Below are 22,718 nucleotides of genomic sequence, written 5' to 3' on the forward strand. Positions count from 1 at the left end.
GATGGTGCGAGGCTCCCAGGCTCCCGCGCCACCCACCGGCGGCGGAAACAACGATGCGCGTGGACGGCCACAACACCCACTTGTCGCACCGCGGTCGCCGCCTCACGGTGCACCGCGGCTCCGCCTCGGCCGGGCGCGGCCGGCCACCGGGCACGGGCCGCCGGCTCGGACCAGCACATTCGTATGATTACGCGATGATCGATGTGGATGTGCGCCACCTGGAGTCCTTCATCGCGGTCGCCCAGGAGCTGAACATCACCCGCGCGGCCGCCCGGGTGCACCTGACCCAGCAGGCGGTCTCCGGGCACATCCAGCAGTTGGAGCGCGCCCTGAAGGTCACCTTGTTGGTCCGCACCCACCGCGGCGTACTGCTCACCGCCGCCGGCGACGAGCTGGCAGCCGGCGGCAAGGCGGTGGTCGCGGAACTCGCCGAGCTGGTAGAGCGGGTGCAGCAGGTCGCCCGGAGGCAGACCGGCTCGCTGCGCCTGGCCTGTTGCCCCTACGCGACTTCGCTGTTCGCGGGCGAGGTCGCCGACGCGATGGAGGCGGCCGTACCGGGGCTGGCCGTGGAGTTGACGACGGTGCGCACACCGCGCGAGGAACTCGAACTCCTGGAGGCGGGATCGGCGGACGCCGCGTTCATGTGGCTGCCGGTCGGCGACACGGGCCTGCGGCACGCGGTGGTGCGCACCGACGGCCGGGCCGTCGCCGTGTCCCGCGATCACCGCCTGGCCGGACGCGACCGGGTCGAGCTCGCCGACCTGGCCGACGAACCCGTGGTCCGTCCCGACGTGTTCGCCTCCGCCGACACCGAACGTCACTGGATGGCCGACCCGCGCCCCGACGGCGCTCCCGCACCCCGTGGCCCGGTGGTCGCCCAGATCGAGGACGCCCTGCTCACCGTCGCCCGGGGCCGTGCCGTGTGGCTGGCCCCGGAACCGCTCGGCCGCTGGGCGCCACCCGCGAACGTGCGCTGGCTCGCGGTGGCCGACGCCGAGCCCAGCGAACTGGCGCTGGTGTGGACCGAGCAGGCCCCGGAGCCACTGATCGCGCGCCTGATCGCCGAGGTCCGCGCCGTCGTCGACCGATCCGCCGAGTCCCCGCCCGCGCCCGCCTGAGCGCCGCCTACCGTCCGCCTTCGCGCCCCGGACCGGAGACCGGGCACCGGATCAGCGGCAGGTAGACGTCATCCACGATGTCCAGGATGACGGCGTCCTCGATGGGCGCCCCGAACAGCAGGAACTCGTTGCGCAGCAGGTCGGTTGCCACCGTTGCGCGGCGCGAGGTCGGCATCGTGTACTCGATCTCGCCGCGCTCGACCGCCCGTTCCAGGATGATCCGGACCGACGACGGGCCGACGGTGTGGAAGCGCTCGCGGAGCAGCCGGGCCAGTTCGGGATCGCGGCCCGTCTCGGCGAGCAGGCCGCGCAGGATGTCGCCGAGCGGACCGGCCAGCTTGGCGGAGATCCGCCGCAGCAGCGTGATCATGTCGGTGCGCAACGCCCCGGTGTCGGGCGGGTCGACGTCCGACACACCGGGCAACTTGCATGCGTCGACGACCAGTTCGGCTCGACTGGACCAGCGGCGGTACAGGGTGGCCTTCCCGGTGCGAGCGCGGGCGGCCACCCGCTCCATGGTCAACCCCGGGTAGCCCACCTCCACGAGTTCCGCCAGGGTCGCCGTCAGGATGGCGGACTCCAGTTCCTCGCCGCGCCGACGCGGCCCCTTGCGATGGTCGACTGCCGTGTCGACCACGTTCCGACCGACGTTGGGTGACAGCGTAACTCCCTTGAGTAGTGGAGAGGTCGTTGCGTTCTCTGAATGGGCAGCTTAGCCTCCCAGGAGAGAACCATTCGTTCTCTACGTGACCGGCCGAGCACAAGCGAGCCCGATCACGCCAACCATGCCCAATCCGCGCCTTGGCTGCGAGGGGATCGATGAACGAGACCGCTGCGACCTTTCGGACCGGACAAACCCCAGCCTTCCCGAGCGACCGAACCTGCCCCTATCGACTCCCCGACGACTACAACAGGCTGCGCGACGAACCGAGCTCGTTGCATCGGGTGACCCTGTACGACGGCCGCCCGGCCTGGGTGGTGACCAAGCACGAGGCGGCCCGCAGGCTGCTGGCCGACCCGCGACTGTCCTCGGACCGTACCCACGCCGACTTCCCCTCGACCTCGCCCCGCATACGGGCGCTGCGCGACCGTCACCCGGGATTCATCAGCCTGGACCCACCCGAACACGGTCCCCGACGCCGGATGACCATCGCCGAGTTCACCGTCCGACGGATCAAGAGCATGCGTTCGGACGTCGAGCGCATCGTGCACGAGGCGATCGACGACCTGCTGGCCGCGGGCCCGCCCGCAGACCTGGTCGACCTGTTCGCGCTGCCGGTGCCCTCGATGGTCATCTGTCGACTGCTCGGCGTCCCCTACGCGGACCACGACTTCTTCCAGGACGCGAGCCGGCGACTGCTCCAGTCCACCGACGGGACCGAGGCCCGTGCCGCACGCGACCGGCTCGAACACTACCTGGACGGGCTGATCGACACGCTCCGGGCGAAACCCGCGCCGGGCCTGCTGTCCACGCTGGTCGCCGAACAGCTCGCGACCGGCGCGATCGGGCGCGAGGAACTGGTCTCGACCGCGATCCTGCTGCTCGTCGCCGGTCACGAGACCACCGCCTCGATGACCTCGTTGAGCGTGATCACCCTTCTCGAACATCCCGACCAACATGCCGCGTTGCGCGCCGATCCCACACTCGTGCCGGGCGCTGTCGAGGAACTGCTGCGCTACCTCGCCATCGCCGACCTCGCGGGCGGCCGGTTCGCGACGGCCGACATCGAGATCGACGGGCAACTCATCCGGGCCGGCGACGGGGTGATCGTCACCAACTCCATCGCCAACCGCGACGGTTCGGTGTTCGAGGATCCGGACACCTTCGACGTGCACCGTTCGGCCCGCCATCACCTGGCCTTCGGCTACGGCGTACACCAGTGCCTCGGGCAGAATCTGGCCCGCCTGGAACTCGAGGTGATCCTCACCGCCTTGTTCGAGCGCGTTCCGACCCTGCGTCTGGCCGTCCCGGTCGAGCAACTGTCGCTGCGTCCGGGCACCACGATCCAGGGCGTCAACGAACTCCCGGTCACCTGGTGAGCGCCGCCAAGGCGGCCGGCCTGCGCGTCACCGCCGACCGCACCGTGTGCGTCGGCGCCGGCCTGTGCGCGCTGACCGCTCCCGAGGTCTTCGACCAGGACGACGACGGGCTGGTCACCGTCCTGGCCCCCGAGCCCGCCACCGCGCTGCACCGCGCCGCCCGTCAGGCCGGCCGGCTGTGCCCCTCCGGTGCCATCCGCACCACCGAATAGCCGCCCCCGGGACCGGGCCGCGTGCGGCCCGGTCCCGCCGATACGCGGCGACCCGCGCCCTGGGCGGTGATGTGCGCCTACAACGGCGTCAACGGCGTGAGCCTGTCGGAGAACACCCGGCTGCTCGCCGACGGCCCCGAAACCGATGTCGACCACCTTGGGCGTGCCCGGCGGACCTCGACGGGGCCACCCTCACCCCTTCCGGCGGGACGTTCCGGCCCCGGCCCGGCCCCGGGCGGGCGGGCGGCGCCGTCACGCATGCGCGCTCCCGGGCGGACGGCACCGCGGGGCCGGCACGGGGCGCGGGAACGTGACACGCCGGTGGTGGGAGTGACACAAAGGCAGTCGATCGGATGGTGTGCCGGCGTACGCCGTTGCGGCCGAAGGCGGGCACTCGTTGATCCGTCATGACCACATCCGCGTCGCTCGACGAGGCATTGGGCACACTCGCCACGGCGATCGAGGACATCCTCGACCTCCTCGCCCCCATCCGTACACCCGCGCCCGCTGCCGAACCGGCGCCCGCTCACCATCGATCCGGCCCCGACGCCCCCGAGCAGGCCGTTCCGGTGCTGCACCTGGACCCCGGAATCGACCCGGACGCCCTCGTCCAGGCCCTCCGACACGCCCTGCACCGATAGCCCCTCGGGCACCGACGTCGCGCCCGCACGGAACGCAACTCGCCACATCCGCACGGAACTTGGCGGCATCGATCGACCACCCCCGGCCGTCGCCGGGAAACCGTGGATGCCGCCGCCGAGTCAGCCCGAGAGTGCCGACGACCGCTCCGCCCGCCTCGACGGTTCGGGTTCGGGGCGCGCGGCCACGAGCAGGAAGGCCGCGCCGAAGGCCACATAGCAGGACGAGCGCAGCAGTTCGAAGCCGGTCAGATGCCATTCCTGACCGGGCAGGTGCGGTACGGACCAGACCAGGAAGCTCGGGAAGACGATCAGACCCGCGGACAACAGCGTCTCGGGCCGCGCGTTCGGACCCCGCAGCCCCGCCCACAACAGGATCGCGATCGGCACGCACCACACCCAGTGGTGGCTCCAGGAGATGGGACTGGCGAGCAGCCCGGCCACCGCGGCCGCGGGCAGCCCCCACGCGTCCCCGCGCCGACGGTGGGCGATCACGGCGCACAGCATGCCGAGCACGCCCACCGCGACGATGGTCGCCGTCCCGCCGATGCCGGGATCGAACAGCCGGGTCACCCGGGTGAGCAGCCCGCGCGCCGACTGGTTGGCGGCGTTCTCCACCCGCCCGACCCGCTCGGGGGTGAACACCAGATCGGTCCAGAACCGCCGGGTGGCCCCGGGCAGGAGCACAGCCGAGAACACCACCGTCCCGGCCGCGGTGCCGATGGCGGTGAGCGCCTCGCGGCGGCGTCCGGTGAGCAGCAGATAGACGACGAAGACCGCCGGGGTGACCTTGATCCCGGCCACCAGCCCCAGACCCGCCCCACGCAGACGCGCGCCGGGCGGACGGCCGAAGTCCCACAGCACCACGGCCAGCACCGCCAGGTTGACCTGCCCGTAGCGCATCGTGGTGAACACCGGCTCGAACCAGAGGGCGAAGGTGCTCGCGGCCGCGAGCACCCACGGGCCGAGGCGCGTCCCGCCCGGGTCCACCAGGCGCATCGAGAGCCGGACCACGATCGCCACGAGCAGCAGATTCACGACCACGCCCAGCCCGAGCAGCACATCCTCGGGCAGGTAGGTCAGCGGGACGAACAGCAGCGCGGCGAACGGCGGATAGGTCGCCCTGAGGCCGTGCGGCGTGTCGAGCGGGCCGTACAGGTCGATCCCCTCGCGCACGGCCAGCCCCTCGGCGCGGTAGACCACCAGGTCGACCATCGAGGGGTGGCTGAGGTGTCGCGCGAGCAGGTAGACGCCGATCGACACGGCGCAGGCCGACGTCCAGAGCCACAGCCGGCGCGCCGCAGGCGATCCGTCCGGGGCGTCGCCGAGAACGCCCCCTCGCCGCACGCGGGATCGGCCGCCGAAGCCGGTGGGGCGTCTCATACGACGACGCTAACCCGCGCGCCGGTCCGTTCCCGGCGCTTGTGGTTCGGCCATCAAGGTGGTGTCGAGCGCACGGCCCGCACCCCGCCCGACCGGCTGATCACCGCGAGCGGTCGCCGACCACACGGTCGACATCCCCGGTCGCGCCGCGGGGCCGAGTTCGCCCTGACACGCCGCCGTGCGGCAAACGAGTGAGGGTCGGCGTCCTCGGGCCGGTCGTGTTGTTCCCTGGTGGGGCACCCCCGTGCACGACGTGCGGAGCACACGCACGCCGTCCGCCATCCGTCCAGGAGGTCCCCGTGACCATCGCCCCCGGCAAGCTCTCCGAACCGGCGGTAGGCGCGTTCGTCGCCGCCGTCAACGCGCGTGACAAGGACGCCTTCGCCGCGCTGCTGACCACCGACGCGACGATGTCCGACGACGGCTCGGACCGCGATCTGCAGGACTGGGCGGATCGGGAGATCTTCTCCTCCAACGGCCACATGGACGTGGTGACCGAGTCCGACGGCGGGCGCGCCCTGGTCGTGAGCTACCGCAACGACACGTGGGGCGAGATGCGCACCGCCTGGCGGTTCACCATCACCCCCGACGGCCACATCAGCCGCTTCGAAACCGGCCAGGCATAGCCTCCGCCGCCGCGGCCCGACGGGGGATCGAAGACACGCCGGAGGCCGTTCAACCGCCTCGCGGGACACGCCGCGGTTCGCCTCAGCCGGGTTCGTGGTCGTCGTCGAAGACCAACCCGGGCAGGTGGGCCGTGACGAACCCGGGGTGGTGCGGCGCGGGCCGGACCGGGCGATCCGCCGCCGAGTGGCCGTCGTCGGCGAGCATGCCGGTCGCGGTCAACACCGCCTCCACCCGGCGGATCGCGCCGGGCGGCCCGGTGACCGCGATCAGCACGCCCCGCCGACCGTCGCGCGTGCGCGAACTCAGGTACGCGCCGGAATCGGCGTCGGGCACCGGCGTCGCGGCCATTCGGCGCATCAGGTCGAGCAGGACACCGGCGTCGTCGGGCTCGTCGAACATGCGCGGCCGGTACGTCGCCGGATCCACGTCGCCGCGCCACGTGCTGACCTCGGCAGCCAACACCCCACCGTCCGGGCCGCCTTGCCCACTTCCTCCGTCGAGACCGAAGTCGACCCGCAACCGCTCGCCCGCCCGCTGCACCTCGCCGAGCGAGAGTATGGACCAGAACACCAGGCGGCGACCGACCAGCGCCGGTCGCAGCACGGCGGCGGCCTGCTCGGCCGGCAGCGCGTCGGCCGGCGTCCGCGCATCGACGTCGGCGACCAGTCGTGTGCACACCTTCGCCAGCGGCCGACCGTCCCGGTCGACGACGTCCAGGTGGGCCGCCGGCGGCACCGACCGACCGTGCGCCGAATCGGGGACGCTCCCGACCAGCCGCACCGCGACCACGGCCAGCCGGTCGTCGGCCAACCGCCTCCGTACATCCTCGACAGACCGGCGCCGCCCGGCCCGGACCTCCCGCTGGGCGTCCAGCAGCAGGGTGAGGTGCCGGCAGGCGCGACACTGCGGCCGGTTGGCCCGCCAGACGCACGCTTCCTCGGTGATCGCCCCGCAGTCGGCGCACTCGAAGACGGTCGGCGCACAATCGTCGATCGCGAACAATAGGTCGCCCTGCGTGTTTTCCGGACCGACCAGCACACCACGCGGCGCCTGCACCGGTTCCAGCGGCGGATCCAACCGGGCCAACTCGTCGACGGTCAGCAGACCGTTCCGGTCCTCGTCGGGTCCGTATTCGTCGAGATTCTCGTAGTCTCGGAGCGATCCCCACCCGCGCATGCCCCCGCCTCCGTCCCACACTCGGACCGCCCGAGCCCACGACCGGAGCCGCCCCGCGCACCGCGGGCCACAGGGTGAGACGGCGCCCGATCGGCACGAGCCGAGCCATCAGAGTAGGTCCCGCCTGCCGCGCCGGCGAAGCCGCCGGTCCCGGCTCGGCCGGCCGAAGAGATCCGGGGCGGCCTCCCCAATCCGCGGCCCGCGTCCCGACCGAGGCCGGCGCGTACGCTGAGCCGCCATGAGCCCCGAAGCCGACGAACGCGGACAGGCGTTGCGCCACGAGATGCATGCCACCGGCTCGGCGCGGCGCAACGCTCTCGCGCTGATGTCCGCGTGCTGCCTGATCCTCATACCCTGGACCGGCTATCTGCTCGTCAGCCTGCCGATGCACTACGAGGCGCGCCGTTGGCGGGACGCGTGGGCGGGCTTCGACGTGGGCCTGCTCATCGCGCTGGCCTGCACCGCGTACTTCGGGTGGCGACGCCGGCAGGCGCTGATCCCCGCCGCCATGATCACCGCGACCCTGCTGGTCTGCGACGCGTGGTTCGACGTGATGCTCGCGTGGGGCACGCCCGACCTGTGGCTGAGCCTCGCCTCCGCCGCGCTGTGCGAACTGCCCCTCGCGGCGTTCCTGGCCACCCGCGCCCGCCGACTGCTCCGTTACACGCTGCGGGCGCACTGGTACGAACTCGGCTTGCCGGGCGAGCCGCCTCCGCTGTGCCGATTGCCCCTGTTCGGACTGCCGAACCCGCGGAACCGGCGCGAGTAGCGCCGGCCCACCCCGTGGCCGGCCCGACACGCCCTCGATCCGGGAAACGTCCCCCGCGCCCGGCCTTCGTGTTGTGCCATCCCGAACTCGCCCGGCTGGTGCCGGCGGACGGCCGCGCCTTCGACCGCGTCGGACCGCTCTACGAGGGCTCACGCACCGCGCTGGGCAACGGCCTGGCCACGTGTCCGCACGCCGACCACCGCCGGCAACGAATGATGATGCAACCCGCGTTCCGCGCCGAGCACCTGTCCGGCTACGCCGACGCGATGCACCGCGAGATCGGCGTCGCACCGGATCGCCGGCGGCCGGGCCGGGTGGTCGACATGGTCGACGAGATGTTCGCGCTGACCACGACCGTGGCCGTGCGCAGCCTCTTCGGTTCCGGCATCGCCGATCGCGACATCGCCGAACTGCGCGACAGGCTGGACACCTTCCTCAGGGGCTTCAACCTGCGCGCCCTGCTGCCCGCCGTCGACTCCCTGCCCACCCCGGGCGGGCCGCCGGCCTGGGTGCTCCCGCGCACGGCCACGCGCGAGATCGAGGTGGCCGGCCGCCGGCTGGGCGCGGGCAGCACGCTCGTCTTCAGCCCATACATCCCGCACCGCCACCCCGGGTTCCACGCCGAGCCGAACCGGTTCCGGCCGGACCGCGAACATGCCGACGGCATCGGCCCGGGGACCTGGTCGCGCAGCTCGTTCGTGCCCTTCGGCAGCGGTCCGCACAAGTGCATCGGCGACACCTTCGCACTGACCGAGGCCACCCTCGCGCCGGCCTCGATCGCGTCCCGCCGGCGACTGCGGCCGGCCTCGGCCGCTCCGGTCCGCCCCACCCCGCGCAGCGGGCTGACCCCGCGCGCCCTGCCGATGCACCTGATCCGGCGCCGAATCAGGGGCACCCGAGCTGCCGCGCCCGGTCCGGATCCGTTCACCCGTGGGCGGCGACGCACTCCCCCACCGGGTCGAACAGCAGCTTCCAGTTGCCCGGTACGCGCCGCACCGCGGAGGCGAGGTGGAACCGGACCACCGTCCACTCGTCCGGCCGGGCCGGCACGCCGTGTGCCCGAACGACCGCCAGGCCGTGGTCCAGCGCCTCGACGTGGTCGTCCTCGTCGAACCCCAGGCGTGTGTAGGCCCGTTCCACCTCCACCGGCTTGGACAGCGACTCGTCCCACCCGGCGACCGCGTCGAGCAGATAGAGCAGGTTGCTTCCGGGCTGCGGTAGTTCGCCACGTAGTCGGGCCGTCTCGAACTCCCGGTCCGCGTCCCGCGCCACCAGATCCGAACCGTGCACCGCCCACGCGATCAGGTCCGCCCAGTAGTCGGCTTCGTGCCGGCCGTCGGTCTGTCGGATGTGCTCGCTCGCGAACGCCGCCATCGTGTCCGGGTCGTCGATCAACGGCGAGACGGCCATGTCGCTTTGCCCGTCGAAGCCGAAGAAGTAGCGGCGCCCGTCGAGAACGAGCGATTCGATGCCGGCCACGTGGCCGGTCCGTCCGGGCAGCGGCTCGAAGTGCGTGATGGGTTCCGGGTTCATGCCGACGACGGTAGCGAAAAGCACCTGCGCCGACGCCCCGGCCCGCCTTCCGCCTCTGGCCGCGGACCCACCCTCGCCGCTGCGGGCGCGCGCACCCGCCCTCGCCACGTCGGCTACTCGCTCACTCCGCGCGCCGGTGTGGTTCGCCCAGCAGGGCGAGATCGGCCGCGGTCAGCCGCAGCGCGCCGGCGGCCACGTTGGCGACCAGGTGGTCCGGGTTGCCGGTGCCGGGGATGGCCAACACGTGCGGCCCCTGGTGCAGTGTCCAGGCCACCCGCACCTGCGCCGCGCTCGCGTCGTGGGTGCGCGCCACTTCGAGGACCTCCGGCTCCTCGGTGCCGACGGCGCCCACCTGGCGACCGGCCCCGGCGATCGCGTAGAACGGCACGAACGCGACGCCCTGTTCGCCACAGGCTCGGACGAACTCGTCCTGATCGGCCCGGATCCCGATGCCGTACTGGTTCTGCACGCAGACCACCGGCGCGATGGCCTGTGCCTCGGCGAGTTGGTTCGGGTGGATGTTGGAGACGCCCAGGTGTCGGATCAGTCCGGCTTCGCGCAGTTCGGCCAGCGCGCCGAAGCGCTCGGCGATCGAGTCGGTGCCCAGGATCCGCAGATTCACCACGTCGAGGTGGTCGCGACCGAGCTGGCGCAGGTTCTCCTCGACTTGGCCGCGCAGTTGCGCCGGCGTGATCGCGTGCGGCGCCCAGTGACCCGCCGGGTCCCGGCCCGGTCCGACCTTGGTGGTGATCACCAGGTCGTCGGGGTAGGGCGCGAGCGCCCGGTTTATCAGTTCGTTGGCGGAGCGCAGCGGGGAGAAGTAGAAGGCGGCGGTGTCGATGTGGTTCACCCCGAGGTCGACCGCGCGGCGCAGCACGCCGATCGCCCGGTCCCGATCGCTGGGCACCGCGTCGGCGGCCAGCGCCTCGCCGTCCTGGGTGAGGCGCATCGCGCCGAATCCGATCCGGTTGATCGTCAGGTCGCCGAGCGTCCAGGTGCCCGATGCCGCCGCGGTGATCGTCTGTGCAGTCATGTCCGCATGATTGCGACGCACTAGGCCGACCGCCATCGATTAAGCCATATGCGAATCCTCGGGAGTGGTGGTGTCGGCGGAACTGGCATTCTCGGCGGGAGATCTGGCCCGGATGCGGTTCGCCGTCTCGCCGATGTGGGAGGTCGGACCGAGCTTTCGGCTGTTGGGTTCCGGCGCCGCCCATCCGGTGCACCGGCCCTGGATCGAGCAGGTCCGTCCCCGACTGGTGGCCGCCGGGCTGGACCGGGCCGACTCGCCGAACTGATCCCGCCGTCGGGCTACGTTCCCGACTTCCTCAACCCGACGCCCCCGGGGCCCGCCCCCACCCTGGCGGCGGAGCCGGCCGGGATCGTGGCCGCTCCGGTCGCCGCGGTGCGCCGCGATCTGGACCGGCTGCGGCACGAGCGGGGCGGGCTGGGCCCCAGGTCCGAGGCGCTGTACGCCGACCCGCGCGCTCGGTTGGCCCGGGTCGCGGAGGAGATCGAGGCGTATTGGGAGTTGGCGCTCGCGCCGTACGTCGCCCTCCGAGCCGTCGCGGGGCCACAGTGCGACGGCGACCAGGATCGCGGCCCGGACGCCCGGCGGAACGATCGGCCGGTAGCTCACCCTCGAGGAGGCAGCGTGTTCCCCATCGCTTGTCCGAAAGGTGGACGAAGCGCAGATTTTGTGCGCCGAGACGGGCGTGCGAGAGTGGTTCACGGAGCCGGAACAGGCTTCCGGACGAGGCACGCCGTACCCGGCCAGGACAAGACGGTGTCTGGGAGCGTGCCTGTCATGGCTTGGATCGTCCTGATCATCTCCGGTGTCCTGGAAGCCGTCTGGGCGACGGCGCTGGGCAAGTCCGCCGGATTCAGCAAGATCGTGCCGACCGTCGTGTTCGGCCTCGGCTTGGCCGCGAGCATGGCGGGTCTGGCGTACGCACTGCGCACCCTGCCGATCGGCACCGGCTACGCGGTGTGGGTGGGCATCGGCGCCGTATTGACCGTCAGCTACGCGATGATCTTCGACGGCGAGGCGTTCTCCGTCGTCAAGCTCCTGCTGCTGGCCGGAATCGTCGGCAGCGTGGTCGGCCTGAAGGTCCTGCACTAGAGCGCGCCACCGTGGGGCCCGTACCGGGCCGGCGGCCGAGCCTCGCGCCGGCGAGGGTCGGCCGCCGGCCCGGTGGTCCTGGTTCGATCCGGCTCCGCCGGATCAGTCGATCCGCAACTCGCCCATCGCACTCCACCCGTTCACATCCGGGATCACCGTGCTCACGATCTCGGGCGTGTGGCGGATCAGCGGACGGAACCGCTCCAGAGCCGCCTTGAAGTGGTCGGAGTTCACGTGCGCCGCAGCCGCGTCGTCCCGAAACGCCTCGACCAGCACGTAGGTGTTCGGGTCCTCGACGCTGCGCGACCACTCGAACCACAGGTTGCCCGGTTCACCCCGGGTGGCCTCGGTGAACGCCGCAGCGTGCTCGGGCCACTGTTCGGCGTGCTCGGGCTTCACCGGAAACTTCACCACGATGAAAATCATTGGGTAACTCTAGGTCATCGCACGTGTCCGCCAGGCGAATCCGACCGGTCCCAGGAGCGCGTCCGCCGCACTGTGCGATCCGCCCGTACTCATCCGTCGGCCGCCGGCGCCGACACCGGGACGGCGACGAGTCGACCGGTACGCGGGCCGCCCGTCGGGGCGTCCATGCCGCGCCATTCGGTGGCGACGACGAACAGCGTCGCGCCGTCGGCGCCACCCAGCGCGCACGAGAAGCAGCCCCGGTCGAACTCGACCGTTCGCAGCACCTCGCCGCCCTCCCCAACGCGCACACAACACTTGTTGGGCACGTCCGCGTACCAGACGGCGCCCTCGGCATCGAGGCAGATCCCGTCCGGGACCCCGTCGCCGAGGTCGGCCCACACCCGGCGCCGGGACAACCCGCCGTCGGGCGCGATGTCGAAGGCGGTGAGCCGGTGGCCGTACGACTCGGCGACGATCAGCGTCGAGCCGTCCGACGTCACCGCCATGCCGTTGGGAAAGACGACGTCCTCGGCCACCCGACGGGCCGAGCCGTCCGCACCGATCAGCGCGACGAACCCGGGCCGGAACGGCTCCCCTGCCGCCATGTCGAAGCCGATCGCGTTGACGTACGCGTGGCCGCGCTCGTGCACCACGATCTCGTTGAAGCCGGTCCCGAGGGCGCGCAGATCCGCGTGGCCGGCCAACGACCCGTCCGCTTCGAGGCTCACCACCCTCGCCTCACTGGACGAGACGATCAGCAAGCGCCCGTCCGGCAGCCAGTCGATGCACATCGGCATCGACGGAAACGGCACCCCCACCACGACCTCGCCGACACCGTCCGGGCCGACCGCGACGATCTCCTGGGCGCCCCAATCGCAGAACCACACCCGGCCCCGATGCCACCGCACCGACTCGCCGAAGACGATGTTCTCCCGCAGGACGGTCCACTCGGACATGAGCCACGACTCCTTCGTCGACCCCGAGGCGGGCCGCCGGCGACGTCGACGGCGGATCCCTGCCCTCGTGGGATAGACCCGCGCCTACCCGAAAACTCATCGCCGACAGCCCTCGGGCCCCCACGCGATCGACACGCGCCCCGGAGACCCGGCCCCACGCAGGCGACCCGCAGCCCGCGGACCCGCCCCTCGCGGCGCACAACGGCCCGGCGGCGGTCAGGCCAGGCGCTTGGCGAAGACGTACTCGGTGCTGCCCGGCGGGTAGTCCGGCACGGTGCCGACGAGTTCGTAGCCCTGTTTCCGGTAGAACCCGGGCGCCTGGAACTCCCAGGTCGCCAGGCGCACATGGCGGCAATCGCGCTCGGTCAGCGCCATCTTCTCGGCCCGGGCCAGGAGTTCGCCACCGAGCCCGGTGCCGCGCCGGGCCGCGTCGACCCACAGGAGGTCCACATGCAGCCAGTAGGCCCATGTGTGTCCGACCAAGCCGCCGACGATCGTGCCGTCCTCGTCGAGAGCGAAGAGATGCAGGGCCACGTCGTCCTCGGCGTCGGTCCCCTGCAGCCCGGCCAGGTGCGGCGATGCCGCCACATTCGTCTCACCGAGCCGCTGCCCGAGCCAGGCCCGACGATCCGCGTCCACATTCGTTTCGAACCGCATCACACACCCACCCTAGCCGGCCGGCCGCCTCGCATCGAGCCGGGGTCATCCGGTCGGGACCGTCCTCAGCCGCCGTCCACCGCGTACCAGACCGCCGTGTCCGCGGGAAGCACGCCACCTCCCGGCAGTTCCGCACTGGCCAGCAACACCGCGCCGTACTCCGGCAACCGCACCGGCTCCGCACCCGGGTTCACCGCGCACACCAGCGACTCGCCGCGGCTGAAGACCAATGTGCCCGCGGGCGCGTCGAGCCACCGCAGTGCCGCGCCGTCGCCCAACTCCGGGTGCGTGCGCCGGATCGCCAGCGCGGACCGGTACAGCGACAACGTCGACGTCGGGTCGTCCCACTGCACCTCCACGCTGAGCTCGCGCCATTCGCGGGGCTGCGGCAGCCACGGGGCCGCGCCGCCCGGCGCACCGAATCCGTACGGCGCCCGCTCGCCCGACCACGGCAGCGGCACCCGGCACCCGTCCCGGCCGCGTTCGGTGTGCCCGGACCGCTCCCAGCGCGGGTCCTGCAGCACGTCGTCGGGCAGGTCGAGCACCTCCGGCAGGCCCAGCTCCTCACCCTGGTACACGTACACCGAACCCGGCAGCGCCAGCGTCAGCAGCGCGGCGGCCCGAGCCCGGCGCAGGCCGATCGCGCCGCCCCCGTACCGCGTCACGTGCCGGCGCACGTCGTGGTTGGACAACACCCACGTCGCGGGCGCACCGACCTCGGCCGAGCCGGCGAGTGAGGCGTCGATCACCTCGCGCAGCGCGTCGGCGGACCAATCGGTGCCCAGGTAGTGGAAGTTGAAAGCCTGGTGCAGCTCGTCCGGGCGCACGTAGCGCGCGGTGCGCTCGGGACCGGGCGTCCACGCCTCCGCGACGGCCATCCGGGCGCCGGGGTACGCGTCGAGGATCCGCCGCCACGCGCGGTAGATCTCGTGTACCCCCTCCTGGTCGAAGAACGGCAGTTCGGCGCTGCCGAGCAGCTCGACGCCCGCGCCGGTACCGACGTCCGGCAGTCCCGGCGCCTTGACCAGGCCGTGCGCCACGTCGACCCGGAACCCGTCTACGCCCAGGTCCAGCCAGAAGCGCAGGATGTTCTCGAACTCGGCCCGGACCCCCTGGTGTTCCCAGTTCAGGTCCGGCTGCTCGGGGGCGAACAGGTGCAGATACCAGTCGCCGTCCGGCAGCCGGGTCCAGGCCCGACCCCCGAACACCGACTCCCAGTCGTTGGGCGGGAGTTCACCGTTCTCGCCGCGGCCCGCGCGGAAGTGGTAGCGCTCCCGGGCGGCCGAGCCGGGGCCGGCCGCGAGCGCCTCGACGAACCATGCGTGCGCCTCGGAGGTGTGATTGGGCACCACGTCGACGATCACCCGCAGGCCCTGCGCATGTGCGTCGCGCACCAACGCGTCGGCGTCCTGCAACGTCCCGAACAGCGGGTCCACGGCCCGGTAGTCGGCCACGTCGTAGCCGTGATCGGCCTGCGGGGAGGCGTAGAACGGGGTGAGCCACACCGCGTCCACGCCCAGCGCGCTCAGATAGCGCAATCGGCTGCGAACCCCGAGCAGATCGCCGATCCCGTCGCCGTTGCCGTCCGCGAAGCTGCGCACGTACACCTGATAGATCACCGAATCGCGCCACCAATCGGTGGTCGTGGGGGAGTTCGTGGTCATGACGGTCATCGATGAGCGTCCCTTCGCGGAAACGGAAACGGAAACGGAAGCGGAGACGGGACCCGGAACCGGGAACGGGAACGGGAACGGGAACGGGAATGTGACACGAGAGAAGGCGGGCCGGGGACCGGGGTGGATCGCCTCGTCGAGGGCCGCCGGGCGGCGCGAGCGCGAGTTCAGCTCTTGACCGCGCCCGCCGTCAGTCCGCCCACGATGAACCGCTGGAGGAACTGGAACAGCACCAGCACCGGCAGCGCGGCGATCAGCACCCCGGCGGCGAACACGCCCCAGTTCCGGCCGACTCCGTACGAGATGAAGTGGTAGAGCCCGACCGCCAGGGTCTGCTTGTCCGGGTCGTTCAGCACCAGGCTCGCGATCACGAAGTCGTTGAGCGTCGCGACGAAGGACAGCAGCGCCACCACCGCCAACACCGGTGCCACCAGGGGCAATACGATCCGGAAGAACACCTGGGCATGGGATGCGCCGTCGATCCGCGCGGCCTCGTCCAGGTCGCGCGGCACGGTGTCGAAGAACCCCTTCATCAGGTAGGTGTTCACTCCCAGCGCGCCGCCGAGGTAGATCATCACCAGGCCCAGCCGGCTGCCCAGGCCGATCGCCGGAAACACGTCGTCGAACGCGGACAGCAGCAGGAACAGTGCCACGTACGCGAGCAATTGCGGGAACATCTGGACCAACAACAGCGTGGTCAGCCCGGCCTTTCGGCCCCGGAAGCGGAACCGGGAGAACGCGTAGCCGGCGCACGCGCCCAGGAACACCGACCCGATCGCGGTGGCCAGGCCGACCGCCATCGAGTTGACGAACCACTTGCCGAACGGATGCAGCGGGTCGTCGAACAGTTCCCGATAGTGCGCCCCGGTGGTGTCCGCGAACAGCTCGTTGGAGCCGGTCAGGGTGCCACTCGGGTTCAACGACGCGGAGATCACGAACACCAGCGGGAAGACCGCGACCAGCACCGCGAGGACGCCGACCAGGTGCCGCCATCCGACGCGGACGAACCAGGTGATCATGTCTGCTCCTCGAACGCGCGGCTGCGACGCAGGCCGATGACGGAGATCGCGGCGACCACCACGAAGATCAGGATCGAGACGGCGCAGGCCATGCCGTACTGGCGGTTGCTGCCGCCGAAGGCGAGCTTGTACACGAGCGAGATCAGCAGGTCGGTGGACCCGACTTCGATCGGGGCGTCGGGATCCTTGGGACCGCCGCCGGTGAGCATGTAGATGACGTTGAAGTTGTTGAAGTTGAAGGCGAAGGCGGCGATCAGCATCGGGGTGACCGCGGTGAGCAGCAGCGGTATTTTGATGTGCCGCAACACCTGCCGCCGTCCGGCGCCGTCGATCCGGGCCGCCTCGGTGACCTCGGCCGGGATCGCCTGGAGCGCGCCGGTGCAGATCAGGAACATGTACGGGAAGCTGATCCAGACATTGACCGCGAGCACGCTCAGCCGAGCCAACCACGGGTCGGTCAGCCACGGGACGTGCGCGCCGTCGAGTAGCGAGACGTTGACGTAGCCGTAGTCGGTGTTGAGCATGCCCTGCCACACCAGCGCGGCCAGGAACGCCGGGAAGGCGTAGGGCAGCACGATCAGCGACCGGTAGATCCGGTGCCCGCCCAGGCGTTTGCCGTTCAGCACGGTCGCCAGCACCAGGCCGATGCCGAACGGCAGCGCGACCGAGACGCCGGCGAAGACGAACGTCCATACCAGCACGCCCAGGAACGGGCCGCGGATGTCTTGGTCGGTCAGGATGCGTTCGAAGTTGTCCAGGCCGACGAAGACCTTCCAGCCCGGACTGAGCCGGGTGCCGTCCGGCGCCGCGAACACGCCGTCCGAGGTGGGCCGGTAGACGACTCCGCCGGCCCGGTCGGTGATCGTGTCCGCGTCGTGGTCGTAGACGAGCGTTGACCGGTAGGCGGCGGCGCTGATCCCGTCGGCGGTGCGCAGGCTGCCGCTGTTCGGGTCGTCCGTCACCGGCACCCGCAGCTCGCTGATCTCCTTTTGCCGGCCCGCGATCTGGCTGTACGTCAGGGCAAGCCAGCCGGGCGCGGCCACCGCGCGGCCGCCCGCGTCGTAGACGGGTTGCTCGACCGGCTCCAGCGGGTGGCCCGCCCAGCCCAGGCGCACGCTGCGGTCGGGCTGGGTCACCAGCAGGCCGACCCGGTCGCCGCGGGCGACGACCGAGGCGGGCCGCACCGGCGAGTCGGGGACGCGGGTCTCGCTGTGCGCGAGGATCGCCGCGACCGCGTCGGGCTTGTCGCTGTTGTGCCCGTCGCCGTAGTTGGTGAAGGCGGCGACGCCGGTGTACAGCACCACGTACACCTGGTAGACGAGCAGCAGCGCGATGCCGGGTGCGAGGTACTTGGCCGGCACGTGCCGCTTGCCGGCGTAGACGGCGTTCACCGCGACCGTGCCCACGAGCAGGGCGCCGAACATCCACCACGAACGATCCGCGGCCAGGGCGAGCAGCCCGTAGACCGCGAGCGCGTCGACGATGGCGAGCAGGACGATCCGGGTGGCGAGGCCGCCGAGTCCGCGGTGGCGGGCCGGGGCGGGCCGGCGCTCGCCCGATGAGGCCGGGTGCCGCCGCGGTGGGGTGTGCGGCGGCTGGGTGGGCAGGGTCTGGGTCACGGTCTCTCCTCGTCCGCTCCGCGTCAGCCGGCGGCGATCTTGGCGCGGATGCGGCCGGCCATCGCGGTGGTCAGCTCCGTCGGGTCGCCGCGGCCCTGGACGATGGCCAGTTGGGTCAGACCCCAGTCGGCCCAGACGCCGTCCATGGCGGGCAGGTTGGGCGTCGGCACACCGGCCTGCGCGGCACGGGCGAAGCCGGCCACCACCGGGTCGTTCTCGACCTGGTCGAGCACGGCGGTGGCGGCCGGGACCCGGCCGCCGGTGTCGTACAGGGCGCGCTGGGCCTGCGGGGTGGACAGGTAGTTCAGCACGAAGTCCTGAGCCAGGATCGGGTTGGCCGACTTGGCGCCGACGAAGAAGCCCTGGACACCGACGAACGGCCGGGCCGGGGCGGTGTCCGCGCCGGGCACCGGGTCCACCGCGAACGGCACGTGCGCGGCCTTGAAGGTGGCCGCGTCCCACGGGCCGGCGAGCAGGAACGGGGTCCGACCCTTGAGGAACGCGTCGGTGGCGATGTCGGCGGTGAGCGAGGTGGAGATCACACCGTCCTTGCCCAGCCCGCGCAGCCACGGCGCGAAGCGCAGACAACCCGGGCTGTCCAGTTCGAGCCCGGCCGGGTCCCAGGCGCCGTCCGGCTTGGTGCCGAACACCCGACAGCCGAACGAGGTCTGCAACGGGTAGAGGTGGTACGGCGATCCGCTCTTGGGGTCGACCGGCACCGCGACCGGCAGCTTGGCCTTGCCCTCGTCGACCAGGCGCCGCCCGGTGGCGAGCAGTTCCTCGAACGAGGCGGGGGCCTGCGGCGCGAGTTCGGTGTTGCGCAGCAGCGCGATGCTGTCCACCGCGTAGGGCAGCCCGTAGGTGCGGCCCTCGTAGCGCATCGCCTCCAGCGCGACCGGGGAGAACGCCGCGGCACGGTCGCCGAGTTCGAGCGGGGCCAGGACGCCGTTGTGCACGAGCTTGCCGAGCCAGTCGTGCGGGCCGACCACGACGTCGGGACCCTGCCCGGTGGGGGCCTGCGACACGAAGTCGTCGCGGATCTCGCCCAGTCCCTTCTGCACGACCTTGACCTTGACGCCCTTGTCCCGGGTGAACGCGGCGGCGATCTCCTGGAGCGGCTTGGCCCGGGCGTCGTCGGCCCACACGGTGAGCGATCCGGTGGCCGCGGCCTGGCCGGACGCGGCGGGAGCGGCGGTCTTGTCGCCGTTGCCGGCGCCGCCGCTGCCACCACCGCATGCGGTGGCGAGCAACGTCGCGGCGAGCACGGCCGGAAGCAACAGGCGTGATCTCACTGGGTTTCCTCCTCGAATGTGCTCGCTTCGTCGCCGCCGGCCGGTTCGATTTCGGCTTCGATCCGTTGAGCCTGCTCGGCGTTCGGGTCGCTCCAGGCCGGCACGTGCAACCGGATGTGCCGGTCGCCGTCGTGGTGGAACGGGTCGCGGATCGTGGTGCCGTCCTCGCGCAGGCCGTCGCAGCGCCAGCCGCGCCCGACCGCGCCGCCCAGGCCGATACCGCGGGGCAGTCGCCAACTGCCGTGATACGTACCGGCGGCCACGCGCGTGGTGACCAGGCCGGAGTAGTAGACGGTCTCCTCGGGAGGCAGGTCGGCCGAGGTGGTCAGGGTGACCTCCAGGAGCGCGTCCGAGCCGCCCTCGACCACCTCGACCACACCGTGTGCGGTGTGGCCCCCGGCCGTCACGGCGAGCTCGACCACGCCGGGCCGTACCGGCGCCACCCGGGCCGAGCCGAGCGCACGCAGCGCGTCGAGCGGCGTCCAGGTCGGTTCGACGCCGAGCACCGAGTACACGCAGCCGTCGGCGCGCACGCCCACCGGCGCCACGCTCGCCTGCGCCTGCCCCGTGGCGAGCACGATCCGCTCGGGCAGCCGCAGTCGGGTCAACGGCGAGTCGGCGTCGCCGAACAGGTGCAGCAGCGCGCTGCCGACCCGCTCGGCCCACGCGCTCTCGTGGTGCGGCGCGTACGGGTCCTCGTGGAAACGCACCTCGCGGTCCGGCGCGTAGCCGAGGTCGGTGATCAGGTGGTCCACCAGGTCGCGGGTGTGTCGAACGGTGATCAGGCCCTCCATGCCGCCGATGTCGGCCCAGATCCGGGCCGGCCCGCGGGCGTTCTGCCTCCGGTGGACCGGTGTCTCGTCGAGCGTGACCGGGTCGACGAAGACCAGGAACGGCGAGAGCACCCCGACCAGACCGAACACGTCCGGGCGGCGGAAGGCCAGGTGGTAGCTGACCAGGCCGCCCATCGAGGAACCGAGCACGGCGGTCGCGGCCGGATCCTCGGTGACCGCGTAGCGGTCCGCGATCAGCGGGCGCAACTCCTCGATCAGGAAGCGCTCGTACAGCTCTCCCCGGGCGAGCGCGCGCGGGTCCCGCGGATAGGGCACGTGGTGGCTGTACTCGGCGCCGCGCGAGTCGCGGCCGTTGTCCACGGCCACCGCCACCAGCGGCGGCAGCAGGCCGGCGCCGATCAGCCGGTCCAGGGTCTCCTCGACCCGCCAGCTGGGTTCCAGGCCGGTACGGGCGAACACGTGTTGCCCGTCGTGCAGCCACACCACCGGGTAGGGCCCGGCGAGCGGGTCGTAGCCGGCCGGGAGGTACACGTGTACGTCGCGGGTGTTGTCCAGGTGCGTCGAGCGCACGTCGGTCAGCGTCTCGATCACGCCGGTCGCGGGCACAGTCGGGTCGTCTCCCGTCTCGGGGCGGTCTCCGGCCACAGGGTGGTCTCCCGTCTCGGAATGGACTCCCGCCTCGGGGCGGGCTCCCGTCTCGCGGCGATCCCCCGCCTCGGGGTGGGACGCGAGCGCGCCGGCGGGGGTGGCTCGGGTCACGGCTGCTCCACCCGCCAGACGTGGAACGCGGGCCCGTCGCCGGGCATCGGTTCGCCCGGACGCAGATCCGGGCCGCCGGTCAGGCTCCGCGCCGCCACCGGCGCCGCGATCGGGCTGTGTCCGGCCCGGTCGACCTGGATCAGCAGCGTCTCCTCCGGCAACCACCGCTCGTACAGAACCGTGTCGGCCGCGCAGTGCAGCCAGCGCAGACCGCCCGCGCGCAGCGCACGATGTTCGCGGCGCAGGGCGATCAGGTCGCGGTACACGCGGTGGGTGTCTTGGTCCCAGCCGGAGGAGTCCCACGGGAAGGGCCGCCGGCCGTCCTCCAGATGCACGCCCTCCACGCCGACCTCGTCGCCGGCGAACACCATCGGCAGCCCGGGCAGGGTGAACATCAGTGCCGCGCCCAGGTGTTGGTGGTCGCGACCGGCCATCGAGCAGAACCGCTGGGTGTCGTGCGAGTCGAGCAGGGTCAGGTTGTGGGTGTAGGAGCGCCACGGCAACAACGCGGCGAAGTCGCGCATGACGGCGGCCAGATCGGCGCCGCCGTAGTCGGGGATCGGGCCGGGCACCCCCCAGAATTCGGTGAGCGGTGCGTCGGCGAGCCAGCCCCAGACCGGGCGGGTGAAGCCGGAGTAGGCCATCGTGCCCTGCCAGCCGTCGCCGCGCAGCGCCGCGGAGGCGTCGTGCTGGTGCTCGGCGAGCAGCAGCGCGTCCGGCGCGGCGGCGGCCAGCGTGGCTCGGGTCGCGCGGGCCACCTCGGCGTTGCGGTCCTGGGTGCCGTACCGGCCGGCCGACTGCGCGACGTCGATACGCCACCCGTCCAGGCCGAAGTCGCGCGGGTAGCGGGCGACCACCGAGTCGGGTCCCTCGTACAGCCGGGCGCGCAGCTCGGCCGAGGTGTGGTCGAACTTGGGCAGGGTGTCGACGCCGCAGAACGACGCGTAGCGGTCGCGGTCTCGGGGGTCGAAGTAGTAGAAGCCCGCCTCGACGGAGTCCGGTTCGGCCTGTCCGCGACGGAACCACTCGTGTCCGTTCCCGGAGTGATTGAGCGTCAGGTCGCCGATCACCCGCATCCCGCGCCGGTGCGCCTCGGCGGTCAGCGCACGCAGCGCCTCGTCGCCGCCGAGCAGCGGGTCGACCCGGTCGAAGGTGGTCGCGTCGTAGCGGTGGTTGGAACGGGCCGGGAAGAACGGCGTGAGGTAGATGACGTCGGCGCCCAGCTCCTGGATGTGGTCGAGCCGGTCCACGACTCCCCACAGGTCGCCGCCGTACATCTGTTGCAGGGCGCCGGCGGTGCCCCAGCCGACCGGTTCGTCCCATGCGGCGGGCCGGGCCCAGTCCGGCATGGCCGCGTCGCGCTGCCGGGCGGAGCGGGCGAAGCGGTCGGGGAAGATCTGGTAGACCACCGCGTCGGCCGCCCAGGCGGGCGGCGCGGGGTGGGTCGTGAGCGTGAAGTCGCCGGTGTCGGGCACATCGCGCGCGGCGATGCCGGCGCCGGTGAGCCAGCGGTTGCCGTCCGGGGTGTCCAGCAGGAAGCGGTAGCCGAACTCGGTGCTCCCGACCTCGACACCCACCCGCCACCAGGTCTCGTCGCCGACCACGCGGTCCACCTTCGCCGCGGTGAACACCGGTTCGCCGTCCAGCTTGGTGCGCACGTGCACGCGCTTGGTACCGGCTGCGGTGCGGGTGCGGACGAAGAGCTCCACGCGCTCGCCGGGATCGGGCGACGGGTTGCTCACGTATCCCGGCGAACCGTCGTGATGTGCCACTGCGTTACAGAGTGTTTCCGGTGGGTGCATGGTGTTTGCGACTCCGAAACATGCCGTTCATCAGGTCGAATGTCGAGGAGCGTAAAAGCAATCCGTGAAGCACTGCAACATTCTGCAACATGTTTCAAAGATTTTGTTGCATCGGCGAAAC

At 71.9% G+C, this 22,718-nt stretch carries 23 protein-coding genes and 1 riboswitch; of the genes, 9 read left to right on the plus strand and 14 right to left on the minus strand.

The window, feature by feature from the left end:
• Positions 1-194: 194 nt before the first annotated feature.
• Positions 195-1,118, plus strand: a complete 924-nt coding sequence (locus tag A3IC_RS0114775; RefSeq protein ID WP_020550819.1) for a LysR family transcriptional regulator — start codon at positions 195-197, stop codon at positions 1,116-1,118.
• A 7-nt stretch (positions 1,119-1,125) separates the two neighbouring features.
• Here the strand turns inward: A3IC_RS0114775 and A3IC_RS0114780 are convergent, their stop codons facing one another.
• Positions 1,126-1,755 (minus strand): TetR/AcrR family transcriptional regulator, encoded by a 630-nt coding sequence (locus A3IC_RS0114780; protein WP_020550820.1) that lies wholly within the window; start codon positions 1,753-1,755, stop codon positions 1,126-1,128.
• Between the two features lie 182 nt (positions 1,756-1,937).
• On the opposite strand from A3IC_RS0114780, the gene A3IC_RS0114785 reads away from it, so the two are divergent.
• From A3IC_RS0114785 to A3IC_RS0114795, 3 genes are all read left to right on the plus strand, one after another.
• Entirely contained in the window at positions 1,938-3,158 is a 1,221-nt protein-coding gene (locus A3IC_RS0114785; protein WP_020550821.1) for a cytochrome P450, read from the plus strand.
• A 20-nt stretch (positions 3,159-3,178) separates the two neighbouring features.
• Positions 3,179-3,370 (plus strand): ferredoxin, encoded by a 192-nt coding sequence (locus tag A3IC_RS0114790; protein ID WP_026218271.1) that lies wholly within the window; start codon positions 3,179-3,181, stop codon positions 3,368-3,370.
• A gap of 407 nt (positions 3,371-3,777) precedes the next feature.
• On the plus strand, positions 3,778-4,011 hold the full coding sequence (locus A3IC_RS0114795) for a hypothetical protein (protein WP_020550823.1): 234 nt from the start codon (positions 3,778-3,780) through the stop codon (positions 4,009-4,011).
• A 120-nt stretch (positions 4,012-4,131) separates the two neighbouring features.
• On the opposite strand, the gene A3IC_RS54515 is transcribed toward A3IC_RS0114795, so the two are convergent.
• The gene (locus A3IC_RS54515; protein WP_020550824.1) at positions 4,132-5,391 is read right to left on the minus strand and encodes a glycosyltransferase 87 family protein; all 1,260 of its coding nucleotides are present in this window, start codon (positions 5,389-5,391) and stop codon (positions 4,132-4,134) included.
• A 299-nt stretch (positions 5,392-5,690) separates the two neighbouring features.
• Between A3IC_RS54515 and A3IC_RS0114805 the strand changes: the two genes are divergently transcribed.
• On the plus strand, positions 5,691-6,017 hold the full coding sequence (locus A3IC_RS0114805; RefSeq protein WP_020550825.1) for a hypothetical protein: 327 nt from the start codon (positions 5,691-5,693) through the stop codon (positions 6,015-6,017).
• Between the two features lie 82 nt (positions 6,018-6,099).
• On the opposite strand, the gene A3IC_RS0114810 is transcribed toward A3IC_RS0114805, so the two are convergent.
• Positions 6,100-7,194, minus strand: coding sequence for a hypothetical protein (locus A3IC_RS0114810; protein WP_020550826.1), 1,095 nt, complete (start codon positions 7,192-7,194; stop codon positions 6,100-6,102).
• 238 nt (positions 7,195-7,432) lie between these two features.
• Between A3IC_RS0114810 and A3IC_RS54520 the strand changes: the two genes are divergently transcribed.
• Entirely contained in the window at positions 7,433-7,963 is a 531-nt protein-coding gene (locus A3IC_RS54520) for a hypothetical protein (RefSeq protein ID WP_020550827.1), read from the plus strand.
• A 149-nt stretch (positions 7,964-8,112) separates the two neighbouring features.
• Here A3IC_RS54520 and A3IC_RS71000 read toward each other — a convergent pair whose 3' ends face one another.
• On the minus strand, positions 8,113-8,619 hold the full coding sequence (locus A3IC_RS71000; RefSeq protein WP_245599298.1) for a hypothetical protein: 507 nt from the start codon (positions 8,617-8,619) through the stop codon (positions 8,113-8,115).
• Between A3IC_RS71000 and A3IC_RS73510 the strand changes: the two genes are divergently transcribed.
• The gene (locus A3IC_RS73510) at positions 8,506-9,480 is read left to right on the plus strand and encodes a cytochrome P450 (RefSeq protein WP_425387335.1); all 975 of its coding nucleotides are present in this window, start codon (positions 8,506-8,508) and stop codon (positions 9,478-9,480) included. The two genes, A3IC_RS71000 and A3IC_RS73510, sit on opposite strands and share 114 nt — an antisense overlap.
• Positions 9,481-9,617: 137 nt before the next feature.
• Here the strand turns inward: A3IC_RS73510 and A3IC_RS0114830 are convergent, their stop codons facing one another.
• On the minus strand, positions 9,618-10,529 hold the full coding sequence (locus tag A3IC_RS0114830) for an aldo/keto reductase (protein WP_020550830.1): 912 nt from the start codon (positions 10,527-10,529) through the stop codon (positions 9,618-9,620).
• Between the two features lie 70 nt (positions 10,530-10,599).
• Between A3IC_RS0114830 and A3IC_RS71010 the strand changes: the two genes are divergently transcribed.
• Both A3IC_RS71010 and A3IC_RS0114840 read left to right on the plus strand, forming a co-directional pair.
• Complete coding sequence (locus A3IC_RS71010) at positions 10,600-10,794, plus strand: hypothetical protein (protein ID WP_245599299.1); 195 nt, start codon at positions 10,600-10,602, stop codon at positions 10,792-10,794.
• Positions 10,795-11,226: 432 nt separating this feature from the next.
• Positions 11,227-11,289: riboswitch (guanidine-III (ykkC-III) riboswitch) on the plus strand.
• A gap of 14 nt (positions 11,290-11,303) precedes the next feature.
• The gene (locus tag A3IC_RS0114840) at positions 11,304-11,618 is read left to right on the plus strand and encodes a DMT family transporter (protein ID WP_020550832.1); all 315 of its coding nucleotides are present in this window, start codon (positions 11,304-11,306) and stop codon (positions 11,616-11,618) included.
• 102 nt (positions 11,619-11,720) lie between these two features.
• Here A3IC_RS0114840 and A3IC_RS0114845 read toward each other — a convergent pair whose 3' ends face one another.
• The 9 genes from A3IC_RS0114845 to A3IC_RS0114885 form a co-directional block, all read right to left on the minus strand.
• Positions 11,721-12,044, minus strand: coding sequence for a putative quinol monooxygenase (locus tag A3IC_RS0114845; protein WP_020550833.1), 324 nt, complete (start codon positions 12,042-12,044; stop codon positions 11,721-11,723).
• An 89-nt stretch (positions 12,045-12,133) separates the two neighbouring features.
• Positions 12,134-12,982, minus strand: coding sequence for an SMP-30/gluconolactonase/LRE family protein (locus A3IC_RS0114850; RefSeq protein ID WP_020550834.1), 849 nt, complete (start codon positions 12,980-12,982; stop codon positions 12,134-12,136).
• Between the two features lie 216 nt (positions 12,983-13,198).
• A complete protein-coding gene (locus tag A3IC_RS0114855; RefSeq protein ID WP_020550835.1) occupies positions 13,199-13,639 on the minus strand; it encodes a GNAT family N-acetyltransferase in 441 nt (146 codons plus the stop codon).
• Positions 13,640-13,704: 65 nt separating this feature from the next.
• A complete protein-coding gene (locus tag A3IC_RS0114860; RefSeq protein ID WP_020550836.1) occupies positions 13,705-15,303 on the minus strand; it encodes a glycoside hydrolase family 13 protein in 1,599 nt (532 codons plus the stop codon).
• A gap of 176 nt (positions 15,304-15,479) precedes the next feature.
• Positions 15,480-16,331 (minus strand): sugar ABC transporter permease, encoded by an 852-nt coding sequence (locus A3IC_RS0114865; protein WP_020550837.1) that lies wholly within the window; start codon positions 16,329-16,331, stop codon positions 15,480-15,482.
• The gene (locus A3IC_RS0114870; RefSeq protein WP_020550838.1) at positions 16,328-17,950 is read right to left on the minus strand and encodes an ABC transporter permease subunit; all 1,623 of its coding nucleotides are present in this window, start codon (positions 17,948-17,950) and stop codon (positions 16,328-16,330) included. The genes A3IC_RS0114865 and A3IC_RS0114870 overlap by 4 nt, the downstream gene beginning before the upstream one ends.
• 23 nt (positions 17,951-17,973) lie before the next feature.
• A complete protein-coding gene (locus tag A3IC_RS0114875; RefSeq protein ID WP_020550839.1) occupies positions 17,974-19,242 on the minus strand; it encodes a sugar ABC transporter substrate-binding protein in 1,269 nt (422 codons plus the stop codon).
• A complete protein-coding gene (locus A3IC_RS0114880) occupies positions 19,239-20,795 on the minus strand; it encodes an alpha/beta hydrolase (protein ID WP_211232287.1) in 1,557 nt (518 codons plus the stop codon). Before A3IC_RS0114880 ends, A3IC_RS0114875 begins: the two co-directional genes overlap by 4 nt.
• The gene (locus A3IC_RS0114885) at positions 20,792-22,537 is read right to left on the minus strand and encodes a glycoside hydrolase family 13 protein (RefSeq protein WP_211232288.1); all 1,746 of its coding nucleotides are present in this window, start codon (positions 22,535-22,537) and stop codon (positions 20,792-20,794) included. Before A3IC_RS0114885 ends, A3IC_RS0114880 begins: the two co-directional genes overlap by 4 nt.
• Positions 22,538-22,718: the final 181 nt, after the last annotated feature.

This window comes from Embleya scabrispora DSM 41855 (assembly GCF_000372745.1).
Classification (GTDB): domain Bacteria; phylum Actinomycetota; class Actinomycetes; order Streptomycetales; family Streptomycetaceae; genus Embleya; species Embleya scabrispora.

Excerpts from the sequence above, each read along its gene's own strand:
- A3IC_RS0114865 (WP_020550837.1), bottom strand. The coding sequence starts at position 16,331 with ATGATCACCTGGTTCGTCCGCGTCGGATGGCGGCACCTGGTCGGCGTC.
- A3IC_RS0114830 (WP_020550830.1), bottom strand. The coding sequence starts at position 10,529 with ATGACTGCACAGACGATCACCGCGGCGGCATCGGGCACCTGGACGCTC.
- A3IC_RS54520 (WP_020550827.1), top strand. The coding sequence starts at position 7,433 with ATGAGCCCCGAAGCCGACGAACGCGGACAGGCGTTGCGCCACGAGATG.
- A3IC_RS54515 (WP_020550824.1), bottom strand. The coding sequence starts at position 5,391 with ATGAGACGCCCCACCGGCTTCGGCGGCCGATCCCGCGTGCGGCGAGGG.
- A3IC_RS0114860 (WP_020550836.1), bottom strand. The coding sequence starts at position 15,303 with ATGACCACGAACTCCCCCACGACCACCGATTGGTGGCGCGATTCGGTG.
- A3IC_RS0114845 (WP_020550833.1), bottom strand. The coding sequence starts at position 12,044 with ATGATTTTCATCGTGGTGAAGTTTCCGGTGAAGCCCGAGCACGCCGAA.
- A3IC_RS0114840 (WP_020550832.1), top strand. The coding sequence starts at position 11,304 with ATGGCTTGGATCGTCCTGATCATCTCCGGTGTCCTGGAAGCCGTCTGG.
- A3IC_RS0114795 (WP_020550823.1), top strand. The coding sequence starts at position 3,778 with ATGACCACATCCGCGTCGCTCGACGAGGCATTGGGCACACTCGCCACG.
- A3IC_RS0114855 (WP_020550835.1), bottom strand. The coding sequence starts at position 13,639 with ATGCGGTTCGAAACGAATGTGGACGCGGATCGTCGGGCCTGGCTCGGG.
- A3IC_RS0114850 (WP_020550834.1), bottom strand. The coding sequence starts at position 12,982 with ATGTCCGAGTGGACCGTCCTGCGGGAGAACATCGTCTTCGGCGAGTCG.
- A3IC_RS71000 (WP_245599298.1), bottom strand. The coding sequence starts at position 8,619 with ATGTTCGCGGTCCGGCCGGAACCGGTTCGGCTCGGCGTGGAACCCGGG.
- A3IC_RS0114785 (WP_020550821.1), top strand. The coding sequence starts at position 1,938 with ATGAACGAGACCGCTGCGACCTTTCGGACCGGACAAACCCCAGCCTTC.
- A3IC_RS0114775 (WP_020550819.1), top strand. The coding sequence starts at position 195 with ATGATCGATGTGGATGTGCGCCACCTGGAGTCCTTCATCGCGGTCGCC.
- A3IC_RS0114810 (WP_020550826.1), bottom strand. The coding sequence starts at position 7,194 with ATGCGCGGGTGGGGATCGCTCCGAGACTACGAGAATCTCGACGAATAC.